This window comes from Salisediminibacterium halotolerans, from assembly GCF_003814815.1.
GTDB classification, from domain to species: domain Bacteria; phylum Bacillota; class Bacilli; order Bacillales; family Salisediminibacteriaceae; genus Salisediminibacterium; species Salisediminibacterium halotolerans.
Genome location: NZ_RKQQ01000003.1, coordinates 221,661 through 243,125, shown reverse-complemented (window position 1 = coordinate 243,125; position 21,465 = coordinate 221,661). Strand labels below are relative to the sequence as shown.

25 protein-coding genes are annotated in these 21,465 nt (G+C 47.4%); 2 read left to right on the top strand and 23 right to left on the bottom strand.

The features are described from left to right. Positions 1-59 precede the first annotated feature (59 nt). The 12 genes from ylqF to smc all read right to left on the bottom strand — a co-directional run bounded on the left by ylqF (position 60) and on the right by smc (position 10,849). A complete protein-coding gene (gene ylqF, locus EDD67_RS06985) occupies positions 60-911 on the bottom strand; it encodes a ribosome biogenesis GTPase YlqF (RefSeq protein WP_093071781.1) in 852 nt (283 codons plus the stop codon). 11 nt (positions 912-922) lie between these two features. Continuing rightward, positions 923-1,483, bottom strand: coding sequence for a signal peptidase I (gene lepB, locus EDD67_RS06980; protein WP_093071780.1), 561 nt, complete (start codon positions 1,481-1,483; stop codon positions 923-925). 141 nt (positions 1,484-1,624) lie between these two features. After that, complete coding sequence (rplS, locus tag EDD67_RS06975) at positions 1,625-1,966, bottom strand: 50S ribosomal protein L19 (RefSeq protein ID WP_093071779.1); 342 nt, start codon at positions 1,964-1,966, stop codon at positions 1,625-1,627. Positions 1,967-2,079: 113 nt separating this feature from the next. Then, positions 2,080-2,826: a tRNA (guanosine(37)-N1)-methyltransferase TrmD gene (gene trmD, locus EDD67_RS06970; RefSeq protein WP_121439675.1), complete on the bottom strand. Its 747-nt coding sequence runs from the start codon at positions 2,824-2,826 to the stop codon at positions 2,080-2,082. Next, the gene (rimM, locus tag EDD67_RS06965; RefSeq protein ID WP_121439676.1) at positions 2,823-3,350 is read right to left on the bottom strand and encodes a ribosome maturation factor RimM; all 528 of its coding nucleotides are present in this window, start codon (positions 3,348-3,350) and stop codon (positions 2,823-2,825) included. The genes trmD and rimM overlap by 4 nt, the downstream gene beginning before the upstream one ends. Continuing rightward, the gene (locus EDD67_RS06960) at positions 3,343-3,762 is read right to left on the bottom strand and encodes a YlqD family protein (RefSeq protein ID WP_093071776.1); all 420 of its coding nucleotides are present in this window, start codon (positions 3,760-3,762) and stop codon (positions 3,343-3,345) included. Before EDD67_RS06960 ends, rimM begins: the two co-directional genes overlap by 8 nt. 86 nt (positions 3,763-3,848) lie before the next feature. Next, positions 3,849-4,076: a KH domain-containing protein gene (locus EDD67_RS06955; protein ID WP_093071775.1), complete on the bottom strand. Its 228-nt coding sequence runs from the start codon at positions 4,074-4,076 to the stop codon at positions 3,849-3,851. A 37-nt stretch (positions 4,077-4,113) separates the two neighbouring features. Beyond that, on the bottom strand, positions 4,114-4,386 hold the full coding sequence (rpsP, locus tag EDD67_RS06950) for a 30S ribosomal protein S16 (RefSeq protein ID WP_093071774.1): 273 nt from the start codon (positions 4,384-4,386) through the stop codon (positions 4,114-4,116). Between the two features lie 112 nt (positions 4,387-4,498). Beyond that, entirely contained in the window at positions 4,499-5,848 is a 1,350-nt protein-coding gene (gene ffh, locus EDD67_RS06945; RefSeq protein ID WP_121439677.1) for a signal recognition particle protein, read from the bottom strand. A gap of 13 nt (positions 5,849-5,861) precedes the next feature. Beyond that, complete coding sequence (locus EDD67_RS06940; protein WP_121439678.1) at positions 5,862-6,191, bottom strand: putative DNA-binding protein; 330 nt, start codon at positions 6,189-6,191, stop codon at positions 5,862-5,864. A gap of 68 nt (positions 6,192-6,259) precedes the next feature. After that, positions 6,260-7,261 (bottom strand): signal recognition particle-docking protein FtsY, encoded by a 1,002-nt coding sequence (gene ftsY, locus EDD67_RS06935; protein ID WP_121439679.1) that lies wholly within the window; start codon positions 7,259-7,261, stop codon positions 6,260-6,262. A gap of 15 nt (positions 7,262-7,276) precedes the next feature. Then, complete coding sequence (gene smc / locus EDD67_RS06930; RefSeq protein ID WP_121439842.1) at positions 7,277-10,849, bottom strand: chromosome segregation protein SMC; 3,573 nt, start codon at positions 10,847-10,849, stop codon at positions 7,277-7,279. Between the two features lie 169 nt (positions 10,850-11,018). Between smc and EDD67_RS06925 the strand changes: the two genes are divergently transcribed. Continuing rightward, positions 11,019-11,255 carry a DUF1128 domain-containing protein gene (locus EDD67_RS06925; RefSeq protein WP_242005987.1) on the top strand — a complete coding sequence of 79 codons (237 nt, stop codon included), beginning with the start codon at positions 11,019-11,021 and terminating at the stop codon, positions 11,253-11,255. Positions 11,256-11,285: 30 nt separating this feature from the next. Continuing rightward, a complete protein-coding gene (gene kapB / locus EDD67_RS06920; RefSeq protein WP_121439680.1) occupies positions 11,286-11,681 on the top strand; it encodes a kinase-associated lipoprotein KapB in 396 nt (131 codons plus the stop codon). Positions 11,682-11,730: 49 nt separating this feature from the next. On the opposite strand, the gene EDD67_RS06915 is transcribed toward kapB, so the two are convergent. The 11 genes from EDD67_RS06915 to EDD67_RS06865 all read right to left on the bottom strand — a co-directional run bounded on the left by EDD67_RS06915 (position 11,731) and on the right by EDD67_RS06865 (position 21,461). Continuing rightward, positions 11,731-12,249: a hypothetical protein gene (locus EDD67_RS06915; RefSeq protein WP_121439681.1), complete on the bottom strand. Its 519-nt coding sequence runs from the start codon at positions 12,247-12,249 to the stop codon at positions 11,731-11,733. An 84-nt stretch (positions 12,250-12,333) separates the two neighbouring features. After that, positions 12,334-13,113, bottom strand: a complete 780-nt coding sequence (gene rnc, locus EDD67_RS06910; protein WP_093071768.1) for a ribonuclease III — start codon at positions 13,111-13,113, stop codon at positions 12,334-12,336. Between the two features lie 74 nt (positions 13,114-13,187). Then, complete coding sequence (gene acpP / locus EDD67_RS06905) at positions 13,188-13,421, bottom strand: acyl carrier protein (protein ID WP_093071767.1); 234 nt, start codon at positions 13,419-13,421, stop codon at positions 13,188-13,190. Between the two features lie 56 nt (positions 13,422-13,477). Next, positions 13,478-14,221 carry a 3-oxoacyl-[acyl-carrier-protein] reductase gene (gene fabG / locus EDD67_RS06900; RefSeq protein WP_121439682.1) on the bottom strand — a complete coding sequence of 248 codons (744 nt, stop codon included), beginning with the start codon at positions 14,219-14,221 and terminating at the stop codon, positions 13,478-13,480. A 14-nt stretch (positions 14,222-14,235) separates the two neighbouring features. After that, on the bottom strand, positions 14,236-15,183 hold the full coding sequence (gene fabD / locus EDD67_RS06895; protein WP_121439683.1) for an ACP S-malonyltransferase: 948 nt from the start codon (positions 15,181-15,183) through the stop codon (positions 14,236-14,238). Next, positions 15,176-16,189 carry a phosphate acyltransferase PlsX gene (gene plsX, locus EDD67_RS06890; protein ID WP_121439684.1) on the bottom strand — a complete coding sequence of 338 codons (1,014 nt, stop codon included), beginning with the start codon at positions 16,187-16,189 and terminating at the stop codon, positions 15,176-15,178. The genes fabD and plsX overlap by 8 nt, the downstream gene beginning before the upstream one ends. Continuing rightward, positions 16,173-16,763, bottom strand: a complete 591-nt coding sequence (gene fapR / locus EDD67_RS06885; RefSeq protein WP_093071763.1) for a transcription factor FapR — start codon at positions 16,761-16,763, stop codon at positions 16,173-16,175. Before fapR ends, plsX begins: the two co-directional genes overlap by 17 nt. 77 nt (positions 16,764-16,840) lie before the next feature. Next, positions 16,841-18,874 (bottom strand): ATP-dependent DNA helicase RecG, encoded by a 2,034-nt coding sequence (gene recG, locus EDD67_RS06880; protein WP_242005988.1) that lies wholly within the window; start codon positions 18,872-18,874, stop codon positions 16,841-16,843. 22 nt (positions 18,875-18,896) lie between these two features. Beyond that, the gene (gene sdaAA, locus EDD67_RS06875) at positions 18,897-19,769 is read right to left on the bottom strand and encodes an L-serine ammonia-lyase, iron-sulfur-dependent, subunit alpha (protein WP_121439686.1); all 873 of its coding nucleotides are present in this window, start codon (positions 19,767-19,769) and stop codon (positions 18,897-18,899) included. A 24-nt stretch (positions 19,770-19,793) separates the two neighbouring features. Beyond that, on the bottom strand, positions 19,794-20,456 hold the full coding sequence (sdaAB, locus tag EDD67_RS06870) for an L-serine ammonia-lyase, iron-sulfur-dependent subunit beta (RefSeq protein ID WP_093071761.1): 663 nt from the start codon (positions 20,454-20,456) through the stop codon (positions 19,794-19,796). A 141-nt stretch (positions 20,457-20,597) separates the two neighbouring features. Continuing rightward, on the bottom strand, positions 20,598-21,461 hold the full coding sequence (locus tag EDD67_RS06865) for a DegV family protein (protein ID WP_121439687.1): 864 nt from the start codon (positions 21,459-21,461) through the stop codon (positions 20,598-20,600). Positions 21,462-21,465 lie beyond the last annotated feature (4 nt).

The window sequence follows — 21,465 nt, the reverse complement described above, 5'->3', positions numbered from 1 at the left end:
GTTGTTTTAAAATGAACGATAAAAAATGCGCCGTTGAGCGAATCCTCACGGCGCATTTTTCACTGTTCTTGCGGATGTTCTAACGTAATTCGGCCGAATTTCCCCTGACGGAAATCACGAAAAATGATTTCGGCCGCCTTTTCGTAATTAACAGCCCCGCCGGCCATTAAGCATCCTCGTTTTTCGCCGATTTTGTCAAATAATGACAGTGTATTTTCTGGAAGTTCGCTTAAGTTATAACGCTGTTTCAAAGCTTCCGGATAATTATTCGTCAAAAACGTCAATAAAAACAGCGTCGTCTCCTCAAAGTCGAAAATCTCTTCTTTGATCGCCCCCGTCAACGCTAAACGAAAACCGGTTTTTTCATCATCAAACTTCGGCCAAAGAATACCCGGCGTATCAAGCAGATCAAAATCTTTGCCGACTTTTATCCACTGCTGCGCCTTCGTCACCCCCGGTTTATCGCCGATTTTTGTTGCTTTCTTGTTTGCCAGCCGATTAATCACTGTCGATTTTCCGACATTCGGAATCCCCAGTATAAGCGCGCGAATCGCGCGGGGATTGATTCCTTGACGGGCAAATTTATCAAGGAGATGCTGCGCCTGCTCCCGTACTTTTGCAGGTATTTCGTTAATGCCTTTCCCTTTTTGCGCATCGATCGGCAGCGCCGCAAACCCTTTTGCCTCATAAAATTGAACCCATTGTTTCGTCGTGTTCGCATCAGCCAAATCAGCTTTATTTAAGAGCATCAGGCGCGGTTTGCTGTTCGTCATTTCATCAACCATCGGATTCCGCGAGGCTTCAGGAATTCTCGCATCGACAATTTCGATGACAACATCGATTTGTTTAATATTCTCTTTTATTTGGCGCTTCGCTTTCGCCATATGTCCGGGGTACCATTGAATACTCATGACAACCTCTCCTATTCTGCCATCCGTATATCACTGATCGGCCAAAACACAAAGCTTGCTTCACCGACGATATCCTCATCGCTGACGAGGCCGATATGGCGGCCGTCTTTGCTGTGTTGCCGATTATCTCCAAGCACAAAGTAGTGATCTTCAGGAATCTCTTCATAGCCGGTCACTTCTTCTAAATCAAAATCACCGGTAAACGGATTTTCTTCTGACTGTTCCTTAAACTCATTCAAGTATGGTTCGTCTACGGGATCGTCATTTACATAGAGCTGATCTTCTTCGTAATAAAGACTGTCGCCCGGCACGCCGATCACCCGTTTAATGTAATCACTCTCATGCGGAGCATGAAAGACGATAATATCGAAACGTTCCGGTTCAGAAAGTGTATAATTTATTTTATTAACGACCATCCGGTCATCGTGGCCGAGTGTCGGCATCATCGACTGTCCGTCCACGACAATCGGCGCAAACAAAAACGCCCGTATCGCTAACGCTAAGAGAAGCGCAACGACTATGGCTTTTACCCATTCCCAAGACTCTGATTTTGCCGATTCTGACTTCGCCATTTTCACCCATCCTTTGCATTCATTTACTGCAGGCCCGTCCGTCCTGCAGAAATCTCTCCTATTCTACCATATTTGCAAGGTTTGCAGTTATGTAAAAAATCATAAGAAAAAGGAGCTTGTCTCCAAGCCCCTTTGACGATTCTATCTTTCTTTGATTCGAGCTGCTTTCCCGCGCAAGTTGCGCAAATAGTAAAGCTTAGCTTGCCGTACTTTACCGCGGCGTGAAACTTCAATTTTGTCAATTCGCGGAGAATGGACAGGGAACGTACGCTCGACGCCTACACCGTAGGACACCTTGCGAACAGTGAACGTTTCACTGATGCCTGTACCGCGCTTTTTAATGACAACACCTTGGAATACCTGAACACGCTCACGTGTACCCTCGACAACTTTTGCGTGGACGCGCAGTGTATCACCGGCACGGAATTCCGGAATGTCTGTTTTCAGCTGCTCTTTTGTTACATCACGAATAATTTGTTCCATCTTCTGTTCGCCTCCTTCCTGCAGATCTTCATGTCAGTAAGTTCATTGACAGCGGAACACCTTGATCTGGCCTATAGCCACAAGAGTAATCATAGCATATCAATACGGCCGGCTCAACCGTTTTTTTCAGATTTCTGCCGCTCTAAATAATCGCGGTCAAACTGCGTGAGTTCGGCTGTTTCAAGCAGATCCGGACGCTTTTCTTTTGTCCGCTGCAAAGCCTGTTTGCGCCGCCACTCGGTAATGTTTTTATGGTGACCTGATAACAAAATATCCGGTACTTTCATGCCGCGAAAATCAGCCGGGCGGGTATAGTGCGGGTATTCGAGCAGCCCGGTGCTGTAAGATTCCGACACGGCTGATTGATCATTGCCAAGCGCGCCCGGAAGGAGCCTGACGACGCTGTCAGCTACTGCCATCGCGCCGATTTCGCCGCCTGTTAAAACGTAATCGCCGAGCGAAATTTCATCAGTCACCAGATGTTCGCGAATCCGCTCATCATAACCTTCATAGTGACCGCACAACAGAATCAAATGTTCTTCTTGTGCGAGCTCTTCCGCTTTTTTTTGCGAATAAGTTTCGCCTTGCGGGCACATTAAAATGACACGGGGCTTTTTGTTACTTTCCGCACGTGCACTCACATCTTCAACGGCGTCAAATAAAGGCTGGGGCGTCAGCACCATGCCTCCGCCGCCCCCGTAAGGATAATCATCAACGCGCTTATGTTTATCCGCCGAATACGCGCGGAAATCGACGACATCGTACGAAACGAGACCTTTTGTTTCTGCCTGCTTTAAGATCGAGTGGCCGAACACACCGGTAAACATGTCCGGAAACAGTGTTAATACGGATATTTTCATTCGTCCAGCAATCCTTCCATCAAATGAATGACGACTTGACCTTGCTCTAAGTCGACATGTTTTACAACATCTGAAATATATGGAATCAATATTTCCTTCCCGGATTTTGCCTGCTTTACAGCCCAAACATCATTTGCGCCCGGCGTCAAAATTTCCGTAATCGTGCCAATTTCTTCCCCGTCTTCAGAAACAACATGCAATCCGATAATGTCGCGAAAGTAGTATTCATTCGATTCCAATTCATCGTCCCCGAGCTGCGAGGCGTCTATTTGCAAATCAGAATCTTTGAAGCGCTCCGCCTCGTTTACGTCTTGAATTTCTTCAAACGTGAGTAAATCGAATTGTTTGTGTGTGCGCCACGAGGAGACGGTAACCGGAGTTCTCGAACCGTCGCGGTTTAAAATTGAAAGCCGCACACCGGGAGCGAATCGCTCATTCGGAAAATCAGTGTTCGCAATCAGGCGAACTTCCCCGTGAATCCCATGGGTATTGACAATTTTTCCGACATTAAGCCAATCACTCATCTTCTTCCTCCATGCCTCCTTGACGCAATTCATTGACTACACCGTCTTTAATGACGATCTCTGTTCCTTTCATCACTTCGTCCCAATTATCGCCTTCTTCGACTTGTTCAATCATTTGGATCGTCCCTTCGCGAAGTTCAGCGCCGAGTTCCAGTTCATCCAGCTGACCAAGTTTCAGTTCCAGCTGCCGGAGACGTTCTTTTCTTTTCGCCACTTCTTTATCAAAACTTTGACGCAGCGATTTTTGGTATTTTTCGTCCGTATTTTCTTTTAATTTTTTATGTAGGACGAATTCAAGCTGCTTCAATTCGGTAGATAATTTGTACTGTCGCGAAAGAAACTGCTCTTTGAGCCGGTCACGGCTTTCTTCCGTTAAAACTTGTTTGACAACCACTTTTTTAATAATTTCCATTTTTGCCACCTCCGAATAAATCGTACCCTGTTATTTTATCATATTTATTCGCCCGTACGGAAAAAGGGTGAGGAAAACCTCACCCTTTAACCAATCTCTAACTGAACGCGTTTGTCTTGATTTACAGCCGCAGCGTTTACGACTGATCGCATCGCTTTCGCAATTCTTCCCTGTTTGCCGATCACCTTGCCCATATCGTCGGGATGCACAGTCAAATAAACTGTTACTGACTGTCCGTCGGTTTTCTCTGTGACCGTCACTTCATCAGGATGATCAACTAAAGCGAGCGCCATTGACTCGACAAGTTCTTTCATGTTTCTCACCTGCTAGGATTATTTCCACACAAAAAACTTATTTTTCGTTTTTTGTATTGTGAAGCTTTTCCATTAAACCTACGTTGGAGAACAAGTTGCGAACTGTGTCAGAAGGTTTCGCTCCTTCGAGCATCCAGTTCAATGCTTTTTCTTCATCGACGTTGAATTCAACTGGGTCTTTTAGCGGGTTATACGTACCCAACTCTTCAATAAAACGTCCATCACGCGGTGCGCGGGAGTCCGCAACAACCACACGATAGAACGGAGATTTGTTTGCTCCCATGCGTTTCAAACGAATTTTTACTGCCATTCCTTTCACCTCCATAAGTCTCTCACACATTTACGTATATTATCACAGAAAAATCAGGGGATCAACCCCCGTAAAGGAAAAAACCTTAACGCAGTTTAAAAACGTTGTGTTTTTACATGAAAGGCATATTCATGCCGCCTTTTTTCTTGCCTTTTCCTTTTTGCTGCCCGGACATTTGTTTCATCATTTTTTTCATTTCGTCAAACTGTTTTAACAGCCGGTTCACTTCCGGCACGGTTGTTCCGCTCCCTTTAGCGATTCGGCGCTTGCGGCTCGCATTTAAAAGCGACGGGTTGTCTCTCTCAGCCTTTGTCATTGACCTTACAATCGCTTCGATATGAGCGAGCTGCTTATCATCAACTTGGATGTTTTTCATCCCTTTCATTTTCCCGGCGCCGGGCATCATCTCGAGCAGTTCGTCAAGCGGCCCCATTTCTTTCACTTGCCCGAGCTGTTCGAGAAAGTCATCAAACGTTAAATCGTTCGTGCGCATTTTCTTTTCCAACTCTTTTGCCCGATCTTCATCGACGTTTGTCTGCGCTTTTTCGATCAGGGTCATCACGTCGCCCATCCCGAGAATTCGCGATGCCATCCGCTCAGGATGGAACGGTTCCAGCGCATCGGACTTTTCGCCGATCCCGGCAAATTTTATTGGGGTGTCCGTCACGGCTTTAACCGATATTGCTGCACCGCCGCGTGTGTCGCCGTCCAATTTTGTCAGCACAACACCTGTAAGGTCGAGTTGATTGTTAAAGCTTTCGGCAACATTAACGGCGTCTTGACCGGTCATCGCATCGACAACGAGCAGCGTTTCGTCGGGTGATACAGCTTCTTTTATTTGCTGAAGTTCGTCCATCAGTTCCTGATCAACGTGCAGCCGTCCGGCTGTATCAATAATAACGTAATCTTGATGATCTTCTTTCGCCTGTTTTACGGCCTGTTTCGCAATCTCCACGGGACTGACTTGATCACCGAGTGAAAAAACCGGCATATCCAGCTGTTTACCCAATGTCTGCAGCTGATCAATCGCAGCCGGACGGTAAATGTCCGCTGCGGCTAGCAACGGTTTGCGATTGTGCTCTTTGCGCAAATAATTAGCCAATTTTCCGACTGTCGTCGTTTTACCGGCTCCTTGCAGCCCGACCATCATGACAACGGTCGGCGGTTTCTGTGCAGCCTGCAGCTTGCTTTGTTCGCCGCCCATCAGTTTTGTCAATTCTTCATTAACGACTTTAATAACTTGCTGGCCGGGAGTTAAACTGTCGAGCACATCTTGACCGACGGCCCGTTCTTTAACGTCTGCAATAAATTTTTTCACAACCTTAAAATTCACGTCCGCTTCTAAAAGTGCCAGCCGGACTTCGCGCATCATTTCCTTAACATCCTGCTCCGTGACTTTCCCTTTGCCTTTCATTTTCTTAAGGGTGCCTTGGAGCCGTTCCTGTAAACCTTCAAATGCCATCTATGACAGCCCCCTATTCCAATTTCTCGAGCGATTCGATCACGGCAAACAGCTTTTCGCGATCCTCTTTTGCTTCGATCAGCTGTTTTAACTCTGCGAGATGACTGTGCATCGTTTCAAAGCGGGCAAAGAGCCGCAGCTTTTCCTCGTAATCCTCGAGCATCGCTTCCGTTCGGCGAATATTATCATAAACAGCCTGCCGGCTGATCTGAAAATACTCTGCAATTTCTCCGAGCGACCAGTCATCTTGATAATACATTCGCATGTATTCATTTTGCTTTTCTGTTAAAAGCGCCTGATAAAAATCGTATAAATAATTAATCCGGACGGTCTTTTCAATCATTTCGCCACCGCCTTGTTAAGGTTTGTTCCTTTACGCACGCTTATGATACAGGAGCAATAAAAGCAGTGTCAACTATTTTCATCGTCCGTATCCGTTTGCTCAAGAACTTCGGCAAACAGTCCGTGAACGTACTGCGTCGCATCAAACGGCTGCAAATCGTTCATTCCTTCGCCGAGTCCGACCAGTTTCACCGGAATGTCGAGCTCGTATCGAATCGCAAGCACAATACCGCCTTTGGCTGTTCCGTCCAATTTCGTTAACACAATCCCCGATACATCTGTTGCTTCCTGAAAAGCTTTCGCCTGGCTCATTGCATTCTGACCGGTTGTGGCATCGAGAACGAGCAGAACTTCATGCGGAGCATCGGGAATTTCCCGGCCGAGCACACGCTTGACTTTCGATAACTCATTCATTAAATTGACCTTGTTTTGCAGGCGTCCGGCCGTATCACACAGCAAAACGTCCGCTTTTTTAGAACGGGCAGACTGAATCGCATCATACATCACCGCGGCCGGGTCGGAACCGGCCTGCTGTTTGACGACGTCGACGCCGACGCGCTCGCCCCATTTCTCCAATTGCTCAATCGCGCCGGCGCGGAACGTATCCCCGGCAGCCATCACGACTTTTTTGCCTTCTTCTTTATATTGATGGGCCAACTTCCCGATCGAGGTTGTTTTCCCTACGCCATTGACGCCGACAAATAGGATGACGGTCAACTCGCCGGGCTGTTCATTGATCGCTGCTTCATTGGCTGATTTTTGCAGCATTTCCGCCAGTTTTTCTGAAATCACCGGCTGAATATCTTTCGCGTCTTTAATATTTCTTAACCGCGCTTCATCTTTCAACTGTTCAATTAAGTCCATCACTGTGTGCACACCGACGTCTGCGCTGATTAATATATCTTCGAGCTCTTCAAAAAAATCCTCATCCACTGTCCGGTAATCTTTCATTAAATCATTCATCGCACCGACAAACGAATCTCTCGTTTTCGATAATCCGTCTTTAAACTTGTCGGTTACCGTATCTGTTTGCGTTGAAATCGAATCCTTTAATTTTTTAAAAAAATTCATCGCTGTTCCTCCTGTTTACATATCTGAACCGATCAATTCGGTCGTATCTTCCAGCTTCACCGACACAAGATTGGATACCCCGTGTTCCTGCATCGTCACGCCGTAAAGAATGTCAGAATGCTCCATTGTCCCTTTACGGTGGGTGACGACAATAAATTGTGTTTCTTTGCTGAACTCTTTTAAATAATTGGCAAAACGTACGACATTCGCCTCGTCCAAAGCTGCTTCAACTTCATCAAGAACACAAAACGGAACCGGCCTCACTTTTAAAATAGAAAATAACAGTGCAATCGCGGTTAAAGCCCGTTCGCCTCCCGATAAAAGCGCCAAGTGCTGCAGTTTTTTCCCCGGCGGCTGCGCAATGATATCCACACCTGTTTCCAGCAAGTTATTCGGGTCGGACAGCTCCAACGAAGCCGAACCACCGCCAAAAAGCTCGCGAAAAACTTCTTGAAATTGCGCCTGAATTTGTTCAAACGTTTCATTAAACCGGCGCGTCATCTCGTCATCCATCTCTTGAATAACATTATGAAGAGTCGTTTTCGCTTCTTCCAGATCATTTTTTTGTTCTAACAGAAAATCAAAACGCTCCTTCACGCGCTCATATTCATCAATTGCGCCGTGGTTGACCGGGCCGAGTTCTTCGATTGCCATCCTGATCAATTTGACTTGTTTTTTCGCTTCTGCGAGCGGAAGCGTCAAAGCATAACTTTGTTTAGCTGCTTCATAACTTAACTCATATTCCTCTTGCAGCTTAGTTAAGCGCGTATCCAATTCAACATCAAGCCGGTTGACCTTCACTTCTTTTTCCTGCAGCGTTTGCGAGACAAAAGACCATTGACGTTTAATATCTTTTAATTCGTGTTCAACTTGCTCATGTTTTTGCTGCTTGTCGATCCGTTCCGCCCTTTTTTCAGCTATCGCTTTTTCAGCTTTATCTTTTTCAGACCGCCGTGCGTTTATTTCCTCTTCAATCAGCGAAGCGCTGTCGTCACCAGTAGACAGCTGCTCTTCTAACTGCGAAAATTCAGCATTCTTTCGCTCGATATCCGTGTTGATTTTTGTTAGTTCGTCTTCCAGTCTGCTTACAGTTTCCTCACGGTGCGAAAGCAGCTCTTCTTCCTTGGCAAGCGCCACATCCAATTCCGCTTTCTTCGCTTCGAGTTCATGCTTTTGATCGGATGAAGTTTGCTCACGTGTTTGTAAATCCTCAATTTTTTCGTTCAATTCGGCAACTTTTTCTTCTGCATCTGTGACAGCTTTGACCAGTTCTTCTATTTTCGCGGCGTTTTTTTCGTCTTCTTCTTTCGCTTCCGCATCTTCATAGTCAAACACTTCCAGACGTTCATTGGCGTGATCGAGCGCCCATTCAGCTTCTTTGTAAATCCCTTTTTTCTCTTGTTCGCGTTCACGTGCGGCTTCTCCGGCAGCTGTAAGTTCTTGAATTTTTTTGTCGAACGCCTCTTTTTCCGCAGACAGTTTCATTTTTTCTGCTGTTAAACCGTTCATGCGGCTCGTCATTTCTGTTAATTTTTCCTGCAGGCGTTCGAGCTCCTGTTTGCGCCCGATCAGTTGCGAAGATTTTTGCTTCAGGCTGCCGCCCGTCATTGACCCGCCCGGATTAATGATGTCGCCTTCCAATGTGACAATGCGGTACCGCTGCCCTGAAAGCTTCGCGATCTCCTGGGCATTTTTCAAACCGTCAGCGACGATCACATTGCCGAGCAGCGAGCGGATGACCGGTTCATAGCGCGCATCATAGGAAATCAGATCGCCGGCAACACCGACCCAGCCGGGCTGGCCGCTTCCGCTTGCTTGATCTTTTTCTTGCACGAACCGCGGTTTCACCGTGTTGAGCGGCAAAAACGTCGCCCGGCCAAGATTTTGTTTCTTTAAATAATGAATTGCCTCTCTGCCGGCTGTCTCATCTTTGACGATGACATGCTGCTGAGCGGCGCCTAAAGCTAACTCGACCGCTGTTTTATAAGCTTCCGGTACAGCGATGACTTCAGCAACAGCGCCTGCAATCCCGCTTTCTTTCGCATCGCGCCGTTTCAAAATCTCTTTTACGCCTTGATAAAACCCGGCGTACTCGTTTTCCATCTCTTCAAGAACTTCCGCCCGCGACGATAATTTTTCACGGTGACGGGATGCTTCTTGAATCAGCCGGTCATTTTCCGCGATTTTTTCAGCCGCTGTTTGCTCTTGTTCTTTCAGCTGCTGATGCTCTTGTAAAAGCTGGTCGAGGCGGTTTTTTTCGTTCTGCCAGTTTCGCTCTGCCTCGTCCTTTTCCGCTTTCAATTGATTGCGGTGGTTGAGCCATTCTTCATGATCCGCCAGCAAACGTTTGCGCTTTTCAGCCGTTTTTGTCCGCTCTTGTTCAAGATACGACCGCTCGTTAGACTTAGCCGCACGCTCATTCAGCCATTCAATATAATCACTTTTTAACGATTCGATCTGCTCGGTCAAATTACTCTCCAAACCGGTTAACTCCTCTTCAGTTAACCGGCGCCGTTCTGTCAGTTCAGCCACTTTTTGCTGCTGCGCTTTCAATGTTGCGGCTTCTTGTTGCCATTCGTCATTTTTTTTGGCGCCAAGCGCAGACAGTTCTTTTATCTCCGCTTGAAATTGCTCTTTATTATGCGAAAAATGTTTTTTTCGTTCTTGCCAGACTTGTTTTTGACTTTCTTGCTTTTCTAAATCTTCACTCGCCTTTAGAAGCATTTGCTGCTGAGTCTGAATTTGCTCATCGAGCGTTTGCATCGTTGCCCGCAACTGCTCGATTTCTGCTTCATGCTTATTCACATCGGTTTCAAGACGCTCATTTTTTTGCGACAATTCTTCAAGTTCTTTTTTCGTCTCAGACCATTCCTGATGACGTTCTTCGATTTCACTGACAAGAACACCGGTCTCAACAGACTTTAATTCTTCTGTTTTCGCAATATGTTCCCGGGCAATCGCAGCTTGTTCTTTTAACGGTTCGACTTGATTCTCCAGCTCGTAAAGGATATCTTTCACACGATGGAGATTATCTTCCGTTTCATTGAGTTTTTTTTCGGACTTTTGTTTGCGAAACTTATATTTCAATACGCCGGCTGCTTCTTCAAATATCATCCGTCGTTCTTCGGCTTTGCTGCTTAAAATTTCTTCAACCCGGCCTTGCCCGATAATCGAGAACGCTTCCTTGCCTAAACCTGAATCCATAAAAAGATCGTTAATATCTTTTAAACGGCAAGGTTCGCGATTTAATAAGTATTCGCTGTCTCCGGAGCGGTAGACTCTGCGCGTTACGGCCACTTCACTGTAGTCAACCGGCAAGTGCTGGTCTTCATTATCCAGTACGAGGCTGATCTCCGCCATATTTAAAGGCGAGCGGCGTTCACTGCCGGAAAAGATCACGTCTTCCATTTTTTCACCGCGAAGATTTTTCGCTGATTGTTCGCCTAAAACCCAGCGGACAGCATCGGAGATATTGCTTTTCCCGCTTCCGTTCGGGCCGACAACCGATGTCACGCCCGGAACAAAGTCAATTCCGAGCCGATCGGCAAAAGATTTGAACCCGGTCAGTTCCAAACGTTTTAAAAACACCCGCTTCACCTCATTGTTCCCTGTCTCGTCTATCTGTTCAGCTGTTAACCTGTTTATTTTATCATAAAATAAAGCTTTCATTAAACGGCAATTGCAAGGGATGTGCTCTTTTTTTCATTTCATGTTACGATAAACAAAAATCATTTTAGTAAAGAAAGGGTGCTTCACATTGTCTGACGTTAAAAGCGACCGGGAAACTCTCTCGGCAATGATAGAGGATATTAAAGGCCAGCTCCAGATTGTTAACGGAGCTGCGATTAAACCGGAACATTTTTCACTGGAAAAGTATAAAGAAATTGAAGAAGTGCACCAAATGGTAATGGGCAAATCAAATTTTTCCGTGAGCGAAATGGAAGCCATTATTGCTGAACTCGCGACGATGCGCGATAAAAGCAGCGAAGAGTAATCACAGCATCACTCAGGAGGGACATCTGATATGACGGAATCGCTACAGCCGGGAACGGCGGTAACAGTCAAGTATAAAAGCGGACGTTACCACGGAGAAATTGTTCAGACCGAGCCGAAAAAAAATACCGCGGTTGTAAAAATCACCGCGGTTATCGATCATCCGGTCCAAGGCGACTTGCACCACCCTAAACAAACCAATGTCCCGCTTTTTCATGAACGAAAAGCGTTAAGCAAAAACGAAAAAGCGAATGTTCCGCTAAATGTCATTAAACGTTTCGACGGCAAGGTTCCGGACTATGCCGCTTCGCTGAGAGAGGCGGTCGAAAAACAGCGCCGCGAACTGCAATCACTCGAAACTGACTGGAGCAACAAGGCGCTTGAAACGCTCCGATCAGTTGAACAGGATTACCGCTACGATCAGTGATAATCAATAAAAGAGGCTGTCCCGGATTCCGGGGCAGCCTCTTATGTATTCAATATATGACGATGTCGCCTGCGGCTTTATAATCAGCAAACAGCTCGTTTATATGCGCTTCGAGTTTTTCTGACCATTGATCAAATTCTTCTTCTGTTTGCGGGTTGGCAAATTTCTCTTGCACATACAACTGCATGTACATATTCCGTTCAACGAATTTATAAGCCCAGTCATCATAATATTCTTCCGGTTCGATATTTAACACGTCAGCTTGTTTTTCAAAAAAGGCGGTCTCGCTTTCTTCCGCCAGACCCGGATACATCTTGTCCCGATGGTCTTTTACCTCTTCTTCACTGACTTCAATCCCTAGCGACCGAGCTTCACTCACAACGGCTGCTTCTTTTAAGTAGTCGGCAATATTTTCTTCCGAAAGCGAATATTGATAAGCAACGTCTTCAGCCTTTACCAATTTGCCTTGAAATTCTGCTACCGCGTCATCCATTTCAGCCGGGGTATCATTGCACCCGGTTAACAGCAGCCCTAAGCAGGCAGCTGTGACGATTATGCTGCGTATCACGTCTCGTTCCTCCCCGTACATAAAAGCCCGTTTTCTCGATAAGGCACGGGGCACATCGAGAAAACGGGCTGCTTATATTTGCGTCTAGTCTGTTTCCTCTTCATCTTGAAAAATCTTTTCCAAAGCTTGCTGAGCAGCCATTTGTTCGGCCTCTTTTTTTGATTTGCCGGTGCCTGTTCCTAAAATTTCATCGTCCAGCGTAACATTCGAGACAAATTCTCGCGCATGTGCAGGACCTTTTTCTTCAACAATCTGATAATGAACTTGGCCATGATTTTCGCGCTGGATCAATTCTTGCAGCTGACTTTTGAAATCCATCATGTGTGAAAAAGAACCGTCATGAATTTTCGGGTAGACGTATTGCTGTAAAAACGCATAAACAGCATCCATCCCCCCATCTAAATACACTGCTCCGATGAACGCTTCAAACACATCCGCAAGCAATGCCGGACGTTCGCGGCCGCCGGTCATTTCTTCCCCTTTACCCAGCAGGATATGCTTGCCGAAATCCAGCTCTCCGGCAATTTTCGCCAAAGATGGCTCGCAGACGATCGCAGCTCTGAGTTTGGTCATCTCGCCTTCGCTCATTTGATCAAACCGTTTGAACAAATATTGCGAGATGGCCAATTCCAAAACGGCGTCGCCGAGAAATTCGAGGCGTTCGTTGTCATCATAAGGGCGGATTCGATGTTCATTGACATAAGATGAATGCGTAAAGGCTTGAATAAACAAATCTGCATTTTCATAGTTCATGTTCAATTGACGTAAAAACGTATAATAGGGTGCTTTCTCATGTTCCGACATCTGCATCCGCTTGCCTTGTTTTTTCATATTGCGTCTTTGGACCCGTTTAGATTGCTGCATATGAACCCCCTGTGTTCGCAATAAAATAATAAAGACCAAGCCCCTGTCAAAAACAGGGACTCGGCAGACAGCCATCACTGATGACGCTCTATGTATTCTACAACGTCACCGACCGTACCAATTTTCTCCGCATCTTCATCGGAGATTTCAAGATCGAATTCATCTTCAAGTTCCATAACCAGCTCAACAACGTCGAGTGAATCTGCTCCGAGATCATCTTTAAACGTTGCGTCTTTTTTAACCTCAGATTCATCTACCCCAAGGCGTTCGGAGACGATTTTCGCAATTCGTTCCTGGATTTTTTCCATGTGTCTCACCTCCTCTCAGTTATTATAGGATAAACCGCGAAAAAAAACCAGATGTTTTATGGCATTACCATTCCGCCGTCGACGTGAAGCGTTTGTCCGGTCATGTAATTGCCCGCTTCTCCGGCGAGGACGCTAACAACTTTCGCGACGTCTTCCGGTTCACCCAATTTGCCGAGCGGGATCTCTCCAAGCAGCGCTTCTTTTGTATCATCGGTTAATTCATCGGTCATTTCAGTCGAAATAAAACCGGGCGCAACCGCGTTCACTAAAATATTGCGGTTGGCAAGTTCACGGGCAAAAGATTTCGTAAGTCCGATCACACCGGCTTTGCTTGCAGCATAGTTCGCCTGCCCGGCATTTCCGGTCGTGCCGACGACAGATGAAATGTTAATAATCCGTCCGCCGCGCTGTTTCATCATCGGACGGGTGAGCGCCTGCGAGACATTAAAAACGCCTTTTAAATTCGTTTGAATCACATCATCAAACTCGTCCTCTTTCATACGCATAATCAGATTATCCCTCGTAATCCCGGCATTGTTAACAAGAATATCGACTTGACCGAATTGATCGAGCACAGTTTTAACCATCGATTTCGCTTCCGATTGCTCAGCAACGTCCGCTTTAACGGTCATCGCTTCGACACCGAATGCGCGGCAGGCTGCCGCTGTCTCTTCCGCTTTTGCTTCGTTGCCTGCATAGTTAATCGCAACATTCATGCCGTTTTTAGCAAATTCTAAGCTGATCGCACGGCCGATGCCGCGCGAACCGCCTGTAACAAGCGCGTATTGTCCTTGCATCATGAAACCTCCTTCAATTAGTCGATTGCCAGCTTTTCTAAAGCTGCGTTGAGCGTTTCTTCATCATAGACCGGCAAAACCGTTGCCCGGCGGGAAACCTTTTTAACGAGCCCGCTCAGCACTTTTCCCGGACCGGCTTCGATGAATGTGTCGACACCTTCGTCTACGAGTGTTTGAATCGTTTCTTCCCATTTTACCGGAGCATGAATCTGTTCGGTTAAGCTACTTGTAACTTGCTCGGCAGATGAATAGGCGCTCGCACTGACATTTGCAATTACGGTCCGCTGCAACGGAGAAATCGTCAAACCGTTCAGTTCCTGCTCCATTTTATCAGCCGCCGGCTTCATCAAGCTGGAATGAAACGGGCCGCTGACATTCAGCATGACAGCTTTTTTCGCTCCGCGCTCTTTGGCAAGCCCGACCGCTTTCTCGACGCCTTCTCTCGAACCCGAGATGACGATTTGCCCCGGAGCATTGTAATTTGCCGGTTCTACTGCGCCTGCCGTCTGAGCCGCCTCTTCCGTGACACTCTCAAGATCCGCCCGTTCCATGCCGAGCACCGCCGCCATTGCGCCGGATCCTTCAGGCACCGCTTCTTCCATAAACTCGCCGCGCTTTCTGACAGCACAGACCGCCTCGTCAAAGGGCAGGGCTTCAGCAGCGACGAGCGAGGCATATTCACCGAGACTGTGTCCCGCTGTATATTCAGCGTCGACGCCTTTTTCTTGCAAAACGCGCCAAATAGCGATCCCTGCCGTTAACAGCGCCGGCTGCGTGTTGGCTGTTTTTTTCAGTTCTTCTTCTGCACCGTGAAATACAAGTTCACTGAACGGCTCATTTAGAGCGCGGTCGGCAGCTTGAAAAACAGCAGCCGCCGCTTCGTGATGTTCAGCGAGATCTTTCCCCATCCCGGGCACTTGTGAGCCTTGCCCCGGGAAAAGGATCGCAGTCTTTTGTTTATTCATCAGCGGTATCCTCCTCTTTGTCTATAACGGCCGCGTTCTCTTTAATCGTATCGGCGACATTTTCCAGCACTAATGTGCGCGCTTGTCGCAAAGCGCTGAAATAAGCCTGAGCATCAGAAGAACCGTGTGCTTTGATCACCGGCGCGTTCAGTCCGAATAACCCGGCTCCGCCGTATTCAGCATAGTCCATTTTCGCTTTAATTTGTTTAAATGACGGTTTCAACACACCGGCAGCAAGCTTCGTTTTTAACGATGATGTCAGCTCTTTGCGGATTAATCCGAAAAGAGACATAGCTGTGCCTTCAATCGTTTTTAAGACAACGTTACCGGTAAATCCGTCGCAGACGACAACGTCAGCCGGTCCGTCAAGCAGGTCGCGCGCTTCAACATTGCCGACAAAGTTTAACTCTGACGACGATAAAAGATCGTAAACAGCCTTCGTTAATTCCGTTCCTTTTCCGGCTTCATCGCCGACGTTCAAAAGGCCGATGCGCGGGCGTTCAATCCCGCGGACATTGCGCATGTAGACATCACCCATTTGCGCATATTGCAAAAGCTGAGACGGCTTCGCTTCCATGTTCGCCCCGACATCGAGCAAAAGAAAGCCGCTTCCGTCCATTGTCGGAAGCATCGGAGCCAGCGCCGGCCGTTCAATCCCCTCTGTCCGGCCGATCATTAACAGCCCCGCTGTCATTAGCGCCCCGGTATTCCCGGCAGACACAGCAGCGTCTGCTTCCTCGTTTTTCACCGCCTGAACAGCGAGCACCATCGAAGCCTGTTTTTTGCGGCGCACCGCTCGGGTCGGCACATCGTCAGCTTCAATTTTTTCGTCGGTATGATGGATCGTCAGACGGTCCGGTTTGTCATCGATAAAGGAATCAATCATTTGCTTGTCGCCGTAAAGAATGATTTCTAAGTCAGAATACGTACTCAACGCCTTCAAACACCCGCTTACAACACTTTCCGGGGCGTGATCTCCGCCCATCGCATCAACTGCTAATTTCATCGCTTTCCGCCCCTCCTTCAGCCGATTCGTCGCGGAACATCGAAAATGTTCCGGAAAATACCTCTTCTTGCTCGACAAAGCTGGTGATTGCTACAATTGTTCGTTTTTCTCTAATATTTTCCACTTTCGCTTTACAGACAACCCGTTCACCGTTATTAACTTGACGTTTAAACGATACATCGGCATTGGCGGTCAAGGCCAGTTCATCATTGATTACCGCAACTGCCAATGAGTTTGCCTGTGCGAATAAATGGTGACCGCGGGCGATTCCGGTTCGGGAAAATACGTGGTCGCTTCCGATATCCAAAATCGATATGGCGTAATGATCAAGCTCTAAATCGACAACTTCACCGATGATTTCCTCGACCGGCAAAGCTTTGACAGTATCATACTGCTGTTTTGCGACATATTTAATCCGCTCACGCACTTCAGGAATATTCATTTCCAATCGGTCAAGCCGAATTGTCTGCACACTGACTTGAAAATGCTCTGCAAGCGCATCATCCGTAATAAACGGATTCTCGTCAATTTTCTCTTTTAATAAAGGCTGACGCTGGCGTTTTGTCATTTTCATTTTTGATTTCACCACGCTCATATGACTAGGTACTAAAAGTAGTATATATGTTGGAGCTTTCGTTTTCAACCCCTTGATTAATCGACCCGTTCATTATTGAACAGCCCTTCAGCAGCCAGCTGCTCAAACAGTTTCCGGCATGAAGCCGCCTGCCACAGCGAACCGCTCTCAACCAATTTCGCAGCATCCGCCCGCGCCGTTTCCAGCGTCCGGTAATCTTCAACGAGAGCCGCTACTTTAAAACGGGGAAGACCGCTCTGCTTCACACCGAAAAATTCTCCGGGGCCGCGCAATTCCAAATCCCGCTGTGAAAGTTCAAAGCCGTCGGCCGTTTCGGTCATGATACTCATCCGTTCTTTGCCGACCTCCGTTTTCGGATCGGCAAGCAAAACACAGTGAGACTGATCCGCGCCCCGTCCTACCCGGCCCCGCAGCTGATGGAGCTGAGCCAGTCCAAACCGGTCTGCGTCATAGATCACCATAACCGTCGCATTCGGCACGTTCACACCGACCTCAACAACCGTTGTCGATACGAGCACTTGCAAAGCGTTTGCCTGAAACTGAGTCATAATCGTTTCTTTTTCTTCATGATGAAGCCGCCCGTGCATCAAACCGACGGTCAGTTCAGGCAGCGCGCTCTCAATCGAACTATGTAAATCAATCGCATTTTGAACATCAAGCATCTCAGACTCTTCGATTAACGGACAGATTACATACGCTTGTTTCCCGGCTTCTGCTTCGCGCTTAATAAAGTCCAGCACACGCGGAAGCATATTCCGTTTGCCCCAATGAGTTTTAATCGGTTTTCTTCCTTCCGGCAGTTCATCAATCGTCGATACATCCATGTCTCCAAAAGCTGTAATCGCAAGCGTTCGCGGAATCGGCGTCGCCGTCATAAACAACACATCGGGATGAAGCCCCTTTTCTCTCAGAACCCGCCGCTGATTCACGCCGAACCGGTGCTGTTCATCTGTAATAACCAGGCCCAGATTCGCAAAATCAACCCCTTCTTGGATAAGTGCATGGGTGCCGACGATAATGTCTGCGGCCCCTTCTTTTAATTGTTCCAGCGTTTCACGGCGTTTTTTAGCGGGCGAAGAACCGGATAAATGAACAACCGTTACACCTGTTCCGGCAAATAATTCTTTTAAAGAGACGGCGTGCTGCTCAGCGAGAATTTCTGTCGGAACCATCAGCGCCCCTTGAAAACCGGATAAAACTGAAGCATAGAGCGCGACAGCTGCAACAATCGTCTTCCCCGACCCGACATCGCCTTGCAACAGCCGGTTCATACGTTCCCTGCCGCGCATGTCGTCAAGAATTTCTTGCAGCACCCGTTTTTGCGCCCCGGTCAATGAAATACCAAGTCCTGCTGTAAAGGATCGAAGCGCCTGCTTGTCCCACGATTTCATAATGCCTTCGTCTGCTTGACGCTCCTGTTGGCGAAACCATTGCATTTTCAGTTGAAATAACAACAGTTCTTCATAGACCATTCGCCGTTTCGCCTGCTGAAACGCAGTCTCGTCTTTAGGAAAATGCATGTAAAAAAAAGCTTCCGCGCGCGGCATTAACTTATACTGCTTAAGAAAAGACTCGGGTAAAATCTCCGCAATCCGCCCTTCGGCAAATGCAAAAGCTTCTTCGATCAGTTTTTTCAGCGTACGCTGCTTTAATTCTCCTTTTAACGAATAAACAGGTTCCAACCCGCCCTGCTCGAGTTTCGAGGCCGGTTTTAATACCGCGCCGTTGACCATGAGCCGGTGACGGTCAAGCTTTCCTGATAAAACGATATGATCGCCGAGGGCGATTTGTTTTTTTACGTACGGCTGATTAAAAAAAACAGCCTTCACAAGAAGACCGTCCACGAGAACGCGAACGGTCAGCCTTGACTTCTTTTTGCCAAAAAAACGAAGTTCCGGTTCGCTGTGAACATCTCCTTGAATCGTCACTTGTTCGCCGTGTTCTGCATCTGTCAGCGGACGGATTTCGTTATTTTCATAACGGAATGGAAAATGCGCCAAGAGATCAGCAACCGTGCGTATTCCCATCTGTTCAAGCTGTTCAGCTGTTTTTGGTCCGACACCGGACAAAACAGTCACCGGATCGTTCATCGTTTTCACACCTTCATCTGCCTTATTTGCCGAATATTTCGGCTTGATATTTTCTCCCTGTCGGCGTCGCTGCCAAGCCGCCCTCGCCGGTTTCTCTGAGCGTAGAGGGCATTGTCTGACCGATACGAAACATCGCATCAATCACTTCATCGCACGGAATACGGCTTTCTATTCCTGCCAAAGCCATATCAGCCGCCGTCAGCGCATTTGAGGCGCCGAATGCGTTACGTTTCACACAAGGAACTTCGACCAAGCCGGCGACAGGATCACACACTAATCCTAGCATATTTTTCAGTGCAATGGCCATCGCCTGCGCTGATTGGCGGGCCGATCCGCCGGCCATTTCGACAATCGCCGCGGCTGACATCCCCGTTGCTGAACCGACTTCCGCCTGACAGCCGCCGGCGGCGCCGGAAATCGATGCATTGTTCGCAATAATGTAGCCGAACGCTCCGGATGTGAACAAATAGCGGATCATTCCTTCCCGTGTCGGTTCGAGCCGATTTTTTACAGCAAACAGCGTCCCGGGGACGACACCGGCTGATCCCGCCGTCGGCGTCGCGCAGATCGTCCCCATCGCTGCGTTCACTTCGTTCGTCGCCATTGCTTTACTGACTGCATCGAGGATTAATTCACCCGAAAGCGGCGTGTGCGTCTGCAAGTATTCGTGCAGACGTTTCCCGTCCCCTCCTGTCAAACCGGAGACAGATTGAACTTGTTCGGTCACGCCGCGTTCGACTGCCTGCTCCATCACTTCAAGGTTCTTATCCATTTGCGCATAAATGTCTTCACGCGAACGGTCATACGTTTCCATTTCCTGCTCGATCATAATTTCTGAAATCGGCACGGATCGCTGTTCAGCTATACGGACAAGCTCTTCGGCATTTTTAAACATGACAGCCTCCTTCGTGATGTTAAATTAATCATGAATTTTTGTTACTCTGCGTACGTGCTCAAGCATTGTCAAATCGTGCATCGTCTCGCTGTCAATATTTTCGTCGACTTCGATCACCATTAACGCTTCTTTTCCTTGTTCTTTCCGGCTCACTTCCATATGTCCGATATTAATCTCATTTTTCGCGAGCCTCGTCGCGACATTTGCAATCGCTCCGTAACGGTCGTCATGCATGACAAGGATTGCCGGATGGTTGCCGCTTAAACGGAGAGCAAAGCCGTTGAGTTCTTTTATTTCGACTTTCCCTCCGCCGATCGATATCCCGACAAGTTCAAGAACATCTTCGCCTTTTCCGAGCCGGATCCTGACGGTATTCGGATGTTCCGGCTGCGCTTTTTCTTCAATAAACGTGTAACGAAGACCGCGCTTATCAGCATGATGAAACGATGTTGTCATACGGTCGTCAAATGTATCAAAACCGAGAATGCCCCCGACGAGGGCAACGTCTGTACCATGCCCTTCATACGTTTTGGCAAACGACCCGTATAAGTGAAAGGCTGCCCATTCCGGTTCTGTTTCAAAGAGCTGTCTTGCAACTAAACCGATCCTCGCTGCCCCTGCCGTATGCGAACTAGACGGCCCGATCATAACCGGACCGATAATATCGAATACACTTCGAAACTGCATCGTATCCCCCCTGAGTTAATCTTTATTTGACGATTTTCACTGTCTTTATGTTAACAAATATTTCTATCCGCCGGTATCTTTTCTGCCAAACAAAATAAAAAGCTTCCGGAAAAATATACCGGAAGCAGCGTAAATGAAACATTATAATTTCGATTTCGTCACAGATATGGAAATTGTCCCCGGTCCGACGTGTGCGCCAATCACAGGCCCGATATCGGTGATAACTTCTTTTCGCACTTGAAAGCGGCCGGTAATTTCCGCCATGATCTTTTTCGCCTCTTCGGCGGATTCCGCATGGGAAATGCCGACGTGGACCGGCTCATCACCGTATCGATCAGATAATTCTGTTAAAATGTGCTGAATCGCCTTTTTTGATCCGCGAACTTTATCGAACGGATACACTTCGCCGTCCTCTGTCAGCGACAGAATCGGTTTAATTTTCAGAAGCGAGCCGAGAAGCGCTGAAGCTTTGCCGATACGGCCGTTTTTTTGTAAATATTCCATCGTCTCGACCATGAAAAAAACTTCGGTATCTTGCAAAAGTTCATCCAATCGTTCGAGCAGATCGTCTTTTTGGGCGCCGGCCTTGGCCATCGATGCCAGTTCAACAACGATAATGCCGATCGCATAAGAAGCACGCTTGGAATCAATCACCGTCACGTGAAAATCATCGCTGACATTTTGCGAAGCCAAATAAGCCGATTGATGGGTGCCGCTCATTTTTGCTGACAAATGAATCGACAAAATCGGTTTATTCGGTTCTTTTTCATGCAGTTCCCGATACACCGTTTCAAATTGATAAGGCGTCGGCTGAGACGTCGTCGGAATTGTGTCGCTTTCGCCGAGGCGTTTATAAAAATGCTCCGCAGTTAAATCAACGCCGTCTTCATAAACTTCATTTTCACCAAAATGCACTTTTAAAGGAATGATCGTAATATCCAGTTCATCAGCCAGTTCTTTCGGTATATCTGCTGTAGAATCCGTTACAATCGAAACATTCGACATTGTA